The sequence below is a fragment of the Sphaerisporangium sp. NPDC049002 genome (assembly GCF_040649355.1).
Taxonomy (GTDB): Bacteria; Actinomycetota; Actinomycetes; order Streptosporangiales; family Streptosporangiaceae; genus Sphaerisporangium.
The window spans coordinates 1-7418 of the sequence record NZ_JBEZFH010000285.1 but is presented as its reverse complement, the minus strand read 5'-3'; the positions used below and the strand labels follow the sequence as shown (position 1 = coordinate 7418).

The following is a 7418-nucleotide window of genomic DNA, read 5'->3' as shown; positions in this document are numbered from 1 at the left end:
CCGAAGCCCATACCGGGGTCGTAGCCCCTGGCCGGGCGGCGGGTGGCGCCGGTGGTGCCAGAAGGTGGCGGATCGATCAGGTGGACGAGGCCTACGACGCGCTTCGCTCCGGGACCGAGACCCGCGGCCTGATCGTCTTCGAGTGACCCGGACCGAGGAGGAAACGATGTACGCCGTGGTGGTATCCGCGCCGGACCGGCTCGACGTGGCCCAGGTGCCCGACCCGGCACCGGCACCCGACGGCGTGGTGATCGCCGTCCGTTCGTGCGGCATCTGCGGCACCGACCTCCACCTGGTCGGCGGCGACCTTGGAGTGGACCGGCTGCCGCTGATCCCCGGGCACGAGCCCTACGGCGAGGTGGTCGCCGTCGGCCATGAGGTCGGCGGGTACGCGGTGGGCGACCTCGTCGCCGTGGACCCCTCACTGCACTGCGGACGGTGCGACCCGTGCCGGCGGGGACAGGGCAACATGTGCCGGCGGTGGGGCGCGATCGGCGCCACCAGTCCGGGCGCGTGGGCGCAGTTCACCGCGGTGCCCGAGGCCAACCTGTACCGGCTGCCGGAACCGTTCCCGCTGGAGGCGGCCCCGCTGGCCGAGCCGGTGGCCTGCGCGGTTCGCGGCCTCCACAGGCTGAACCCCCGGCCCGACGAGCCCGCGATCGTCTTCGGGGGCGGCACGATGGGGCTCATTCTGGCGATCATGCTCGATCTGCGAGGCGTCGGACCGGTGACCGTGGTCGACGTCAACCCGGCCCGGCGCCGGCTGGCCGAACGGCTGACCGGGGCGCGCGCCTGCGATCCCGAGGAGGCCGCGCAGCTCCGCGCCCCGTGGGTGATCGAGGCGACCGGCAACCCGCGGGCCTTCGCGCAGGCGCTCGACTGTGTGGCACGCGCCGGCCATCTGCTGGTCTTCGGCGTCGCCTCGCCTCAGGCGGCGGCCGCCGTGTCGCCGTACCGGATCTACGCCGACGAGCTGACCATCGTGGGTTCGATGGCCATCCTGAACAGCTTCCCGCCGGCCATCGACCTCGTCCGCCGGCACGCGGACCGGCTGGCGCCGCTGGTCACCGACCGGTTCGGGCTGGATCGGATCGACGACGCGCTGGCGTTGGTGCGGTCCGGGCGGACCGTCAAGACCGTGCTGACGCCGGATGCGGAGGCCCGGCCGTGACCGGCCGCACGATCCTGGTCACCGGAGCCCGCCGGGGCATCGGGGCGGCGCTCGCCGAGGGCCTGGCGGAGCCGGGTGTCACGCTGGTGCTGCACCACCTGTGCGCCGACCAGGAGATCGCCGAGGTGGCGCGGCGCTGCGAGGAGGCGGGCGCGAGGGTCAGGGTCGTCGAGGCCGACCTGGCCGACCCGTCCTCGGTAGTCGCGCTGGCCGGTCAGGCCGGCGACGTGGACGTGCTGGTCAACAACGCGGCCCGAGCGTCGAACGTGTCGATCGAGGACCTGCCGCTGGCCGAATGGGAGGCGACCTTCGCGGTGAACGTGACCGCCGCGATGGTGCTGGCGCAGGCCTTGAGCGGAGGGATGCGCGAGCGGGGGTGGGGGCGGGTGGTCAACATCACCTCGGCCACGGTGCGGCTCGCCGGCCCGTCCGGACCGTCGTACGTCGCCAGCAAGGCGGCGCTGGTCGGACTCACCCGGTCGCTGGCGCGAGCCTGGGGCCCGGACGGCATCACGGTCAACGCGATCTCGCCCGGCGCGATCAAGACGCAGAGCGAGTTCGAACTCGCCGACGGGCGTGCCCAGGCCGAACTGGACGCCGAGGTGATCGCCCGGCAGGCGCTACGCCGCCGGTTGGTACCGGAGGATCTGATCGCGGCGGCGCGATTCGTGGTCAGCGACGGCGCCGCCGGAGTCACCGGCCAGGTGATCGAGGTCGGCGCCGGCCTGGTCTACCGCTGACGCGGTCGGTCCCGGCCAGAGGGGCGGGCCGCTCAGCGGCGGCCCGCCCCTCTGGTCATCGCCTCACGCCGGAGGCGGATCTGCCATTGGTCGGTTGTTCGGAAGGCGGTGACCAGGATGGCCGGGGCCGCCGTTCACGTGATCGGCACCAGCGCGTCCTGGCCGGCGACCACGCGCCGCGTCAGCGGCGTGGAGCGGTGAGCAGGCTCGTCGCCGGCGCGGGCCCGGGTGTCGTCGACGGCGACGAAGCGCAGCTCGGACGTGTACCGGTTGCCCTGATCATCGGTCAGCCAGGTCTGCTCGGGAGTGGGCTGCATCTCGCTGATGGTGAGCCGGCCCTGCGGGTCGTCGCGCGACAGCCGGCGCACCGCCTTGGCGAAGATGTTCACGTACACGGGGCTGTGGAAGTCCACGTAGAACGGCCGGGGCTCGGTGGGCGACACCACGAACACGAAGCGCGGAAGTTCCCGCGCGGCGCGCCACTGGCCGGCCAGTACGAACCGCTTCGCCTCGTTCTTCTCGTCCGCGAACTCCATCGTCGCCGGGTCGAACCGCCAGGTCTCCCGCGCCACCGTCATCCGGTCGATCGTCACCCGCGGGAAGTGGTCGGCGTCCTCCGGCACGATCCGGAACATGTCGAGCACCAGCATGGTCAGGGCCTGCGAGAAGATGTCCACGAGATCGAACACGCCCCCGTCGGGCAGCACGGCGACGAGCCGGCCGTCGCGGTCGCTCACGACGACGTCCGCGCTCGGAATCGTGCGCGGGCGGCGGGGGTCGGCGCTGGAGTCCGCCAGCGCGACGCAGTAGTCCTGGTCCCGGACGAGCGAGTACCTCGTGCGGGCGGACAGCCGCGCGCGGTGCTCCTTGGGCTGCAACGGCATCAGACGCGGCCCAGGGTGATCGAGGTCGGTGAGCTCGATCAGCTCCTCGCGGTCGGGATGCTGGTTGACGAAGAGCGACGCGCCGAGCGTGTTGATGGCCAGGTGCAGCTCCCCGAGAGCGAGTTCGAACTCCCCCCGGTTCACCGCGTCCGCGTCGTCCGCCACGACCAGCACATCCGGGCAGGCGTACCGCGCTGTGGCCCACCCCCCGGCGGGCTCGCCGAAGGCCTCGCGGACCCGGTCGGCGATGTCCGCGCGGGTCAACCGCACGCGCCGCGCGCCGGGCGGCAGGCGCAGGATGTCCTCCCAGCACTTGGCGAACTCCCGCTTGAGGTCGGCCGCGTCGGCGACGGCGCCGCTGTGCAGCAGGGGAATGCACGCGAACCAGAAGGTGGCCAGGTCGAGGGGGGCCTCACCCCGGCCCTTGGTCTGCTCGGCGTAGACCTGGCGGGCGCGGGCCATGACCCGCTCCGCCAGGGCGGAGGTCAGCCAGGCTCCCCCGGTCAGCAGCAGGTCCAGCGGGCCCAGGGCGTCGAGCAACTCGGTGCCGACCCGGACCCGGGCCGCGCGCATGCTGTCGGAGTAGATCAGCGCCCGGCACGGAGCGCCGCCCCCGCCCTTCTGGCGCTGCGCGGCGACCTGGGTCAGCTCGGTGAACTCGGTTTCGAGCGCCTCAAGGGCGGCCACGAGGGCCTCGGGATCACCGGCCGCCTCACGGACCCGGTCCCGGCCGCGTTCGAGGACCCGCAGCTTGTCCAGTGCCCGATCCCGGACGCCGGGGTCGCCGATCTGGTCGAGGAGCTCACGCAGCCGGCGTTCCGGATAGGTGTCCGCGGGCACGTCGAGCCGCCAGACGATCCAGCGGCGTCTGACCAGCGTTTCGAGCACGCCGCGCACGTCGACGTGCTCGCCGAGTTCCCGCTGGATGGCGCGGGCGGGCCGGGTGCCGTCGCAGAGCCGGAGCACCTCCCGCTCAACCTGGCCGACCCGCACCGGGGGCAGGCCGGGAACGCTCACCTCGGTGGCGCCCATCCGCACGAACGGCATCCGCCGCGGCGCCAGCCATTCCCGGACCGCCTCGTCCTCGCTGACACAGCGTGCCAGCGCGTCGACCGCCCAGCTTGAGAAGTACACCCCCGACTCGGCGACCAGCCCCACCCCCGGCTCGACCGCCACGCCCCGTACGGACCGGTCCCACGTGCCCCAGCCCACCGGGCCGAAGAACCCGATCGTGTCGTTCTTCACGCAGAACCGCTGCCAGTAGTGCGCCACCAGTTCCTCGCGCTGCCGCGCCATGCTGGGCCGCTTGCCGGCCTCCGGCGTCCACCGCAGGAACGGGCCGATTCCCGATCGCAGGACCGTCCGGTTCTGCCACGCCACCGCCGACTGGAACAACGGCAGCCCGGCGATCTCCTGCAGCGTCCCCGAGACCGACAGCGCCGCGGCCCCGAACCGCTTCTCGAAGGCGTCCCACTGGGCCCCCGCGAGCTCCTCCCCCGCGCCGAACCCGTTGGCGGCGGCCGCCAGGCCCTCCGGTGCCAGGCGCAGCACCCCCGCTGCCGGAAAGCCCGGTCCCCGCACTGAGACCTGGGTCCACAACCGCCACTGGCCGACGTGCGGCGCCGATTCGTCCTTCATTTTCGGGCTCTCCGTTCAGTTGAGGCCGGCGTCGTCGCCCGCCTGGCCGTAGGCCAGGTCGGCGACGGCGGCGGCGAGGTCGGTGGGCGTGGGACAGGCGAAGACCAGCGCGACGGGGATCTCGACGTCGAGTGCGGCGCGCAGCCGCGCGATGATCTGGAAGGCGGTCATGGAGTCCCCGCCCTCCTCGTAGAAGTCGCTGTCGGGTCCGAGTCCCTCGTGGCGCATCGTTTCCCTGTACACGGCCACGACCAGCTCGGTCAGGTCGGCGGTGTACGTCCGGTCGTCGTTCGTCGTCGTCATGGGTTTCGCCCTTCCAAGGCCGGCGAGCTGAGATGGGTGGTGGTGGACGTCCTGTTCGGGAGGACGGCCGCGGGTCAGGCGCCCGCGCCGCCGTGGGCCGGAGCGTGCGCCACGAGGGCGGCCCGGTCGGTCTTGCCGCTGTGCGTGGTGGGGATGCTGTCGACGCGGTGGAACCGGCGCGGCATCAGGTGGGGCGGCAGGGTCTCGGCCAGGTGCGCCCGCAGCGCGGCGTCCGTGATCTCGGGCGGCACGCCTGTGACGTGGGCGACGAGGTGGACCCGGCCGCGCTCGTCCGCGGCGGAGGTGACCACCGCCCCGGTCACGGCCGGATGGCCGAGCAGGGCGCCTTCGACCTCGGCCGGCTCCACGCGGTAGCCCCGGATCTTGACCTGCCTGTCGTTGCGGCCGAGGAATTCCAGGATGCCGGTAGGTCCGCGCCGCGCCAGGTCACCGGTCCGGTACAGGCGCGCGCCGGGTGGGCCGTACGGGTCCGGGACGAACCGGTGGGCGGTCAGGGCCGGCCGGCCGCCGTAGCCGCGTGCCACGCCCGAGCCGCCGATGTGGATCTCGCCGACCGCGCCGTCGGGCACGGCGCGCATGCTCTGGTCGAGCAGGCGGACCGTCACCCCGTCGATCGGCGTGCCGATCAGGTCGGCCTCGGTGTCCGGCTGGTCGGGAACCTCGTAACAGGTCGAGGTGATCGTGCATTCGGTCGGCCCGTAGTGGTTGACCAGCCGGCCCGCGGCCAGCCGCCTGCCCCCGGCCGTCAGGAAGGGGCGCAGCGACTCTCCAGCGCAGAGGATCAGGTCGAGCCCGCGCAGCCGTGCGGCGACCTCCTCGTCCTGGGCCAGTGCGGTCAGCAGGGTCGGAGTGCTGCTCAAGATGGTGTTGGCGCCGTAGTCCCGCACCGCGTCGGCCAGGGCGACGGGTCGCAGCAGGGTGGATCGGGGCAGCAGGACCAGGCGGCCTCCCGCCGCCAGCGGCGCGAAGACGCCCCGGATCGAGGCGTCGTAGCCGAACGGCGCCAGCTGCAGCGCCACGGTGTGCGGGCCGAGCCCGCCGGCGGTGACGATGAACCGCAGGTAGGCGCCCAGCCCGCCGTACTCGATCATGACGGGGTTGGGGGTTCCCGTCGACCCCGAGGTGTGGCTGAGGTAGGCGAGGGAGCGCGGCGGGACGTGAGCCGGAAGCGCGCCCCCCGCCACGTCGCCGAGGCGGTCTATCAAGATGGTGGGGCCGCCGACGGGCAGAGCGAGCCGTCCCGCGAGCGCGGCGGTGGTGATCTGGAAACGGGCGTCCACGCCGCGGACCATCGCGTGCAGGCGCTGGACCGGCTGCCCGGGGTCGAGGGTGAGGAACGCTCCGCCGGCGCGCATCACGGCGGCCATCGCGATCACCGTGTGGACACCGTCCTCGGCGACGACGGCGCAGCGGCTCTCGGCGCCGACTCCGGCGGCGGCCAGCGCCCGCGCCAGGTGATCGATCCGGTCGGTGAGGTCCCGGTAGCCGATGACGGCCTGCGGCGTCACGATCGCGGGTGCGTGCGGTTCACGGGCGGCGTGACCGCGAATGTCGTCGACGATGGTTCCCTGGGTGGCCTGGTGCGCCGAAAGGACCCTTTTCATGCCGCCGAACGTAAGGCGGCAATGGCGATTAACGCAATCACCCCATTGCGGGAAACGGCGTCCGCCGCATTCCTGTGCGGCGCGTTTTTCGAGGTCATCCACTGTCGGACGCATTCGCTGGACAGAAGTGCCCTTGGGCCGGGTGGTTGGAACCGCCCAGGTGGCAGGAGGGGTACGGGCTGACAGGCTGGCGAATGCGCGATATGAGAAGCCGCCCTGTGGAGATGATGGGTAGGGCCCGATGACGAATGTCAAGTACGCGGATGAAGCGCGAATCCTTCGTATCTGGCGAGACGTGTTCGCCACGGATGCGATCGCGGTAGACAGCGAATTCGGCACGCTGGGCGGCGACGACGAGACCGCCTCGCGGATTACAAAGGCGATCGCCGCGGAGTTCGGCGTCGCCATTTCACCGGAAGCCGTTCATGAGAACCCCACGGCACGGCTGCTGAGCGCCCATGTGGGTGAGCTGGCCGCGGCGCGTGTCCTCCGTACGTCACCTCCCGCGGCCGACGGCTCCCGGGGGGCGGTCCGGCGCGTGAACCGCACCGCCGGCGGGCAGGGGCCCCGGCCGCTGCCTCGGGAGGGCCGGGTCCCGCTGTCGTCCGCCCAGCAGCGCCTGTGGTTCCTGGACCAGTTGGAGCCCGGCGGCAACGAGTATCTGATCCGGGTCGCCCTGCGGCTGACCGGACCCGTCGACGTGGCGGCGCTCGAACAGGCGCTGACGCACCTGGTGGTCCGGCACGAAGCGCTGCGCACCCGGTTCGCCGCCGACGACACGGGCCAGCCCTACCAGATCATCGACCCCCCCGCACCGGTCACGATCACCCTCACCGACCTGACCGGCCACGACCAGAGCACCATCAGCGGCCACGTTAACGCCGCCGCCGCCACCCCGTTCGACCTGGCCACCGGACCACTGCTGCGCACCACACTCCTGCGCACCACACCCGACCAGTCCATCCTGGTGATCTGCCTGCACCACATCATCTTCGACGGCTGGTCCGAAGCCATCCTCGCCCGCGAACTACGCGACCTCTACACCGCAGCCACCACC

The 7418-nt window shown here is 72.6% G+C and carries 6 protein-coding genes; 3 read left to right on the top strand and 3 right to left on the bottom strand.

What is annotated here, in order from left to right; genetic code table 11:
* Nucleotides 1–166 precede the first annotated feature (166 nt).
* Complete coding sequence (locus tag AB0B89_RS33305; RefSeq protein WP_358560719.1) at nucleotides 167–1171, top strand: alcohol dehydrogenase catalytic domain-containing protein; 1005 nt, start codon at nucleotides 167–169, stop codon at nucleotides 1169–1171.
* A complete protein-coding gene (locus tag AB0B89_RS33300) occupies nucleotides 1168–1911 on the top strand; it encodes an SDR family oxidoreductase (protein WP_358560716.1) in 744 nt (247 codons plus the stop codon). The genes AB0B89_RS33305 and AB0B89_RS33300 overlap by 4 nt, the downstream gene beginning before the upstream one ends.
* Nucleotides 1912–2045: 134 nt before the next feature.
* Here the strand turns inward: AB0B89_RS33300 and AB0B89_RS33295 are convergent, their stop codons facing one another.
* From AB0B89_RS33295 to AB0B89_RS33285, 3 genes are all read right to left on the bottom strand, one after another.
* On the bottom strand, nucleotides 2046–4433 hold the full coding sequence (locus tag AB0B89_RS33295) for a lantibiotic dehydratase (protein WP_358560713.1): 2388 nt from the start codon (nucleotides 4431–4433) through the stop codon (nucleotides 2046–2048).
* A 15-nt stretch (nucleotides 4434–4448) separates the two neighbouring features.
* Nucleotides 4449–4736, bottom strand: a complete 288-nt coding sequence (locus tag AB0B89_RS33290) for an acyl carrier protein (RefSeq protein WP_358560710.1) — start codon at nucleotides 4734–4736, stop codon at nucleotides 4449–4451.
* 74 nt (nucleotides 4737–4810) lie between these two features.
* On the bottom strand, nucleotides 4811–6361 hold the full coding sequence (locus tag AB0B89_RS33285; protein WP_358560707.1) for an amino acid adenylation domain-containing protein: 1551 nt from the start codon (nucleotides 6359–6361) through the stop codon (nucleotides 4811–4813).
* A gap of 241 nt (nucleotides 6362–6602) precedes the next feature.
* On the opposite strand from AB0B89_RS33285, the gene AB0B89_RS33280 reads away from it, so the two are divergent.
* Nucleotides 6603–7418, top strand: an 816-nt coding sequence (locus AB0B89_RS33280) for a condensation domain-containing protein (RefSeq protein ID WP_358560704.1), incomplete at its 3' end; no start/stop codon positions are given.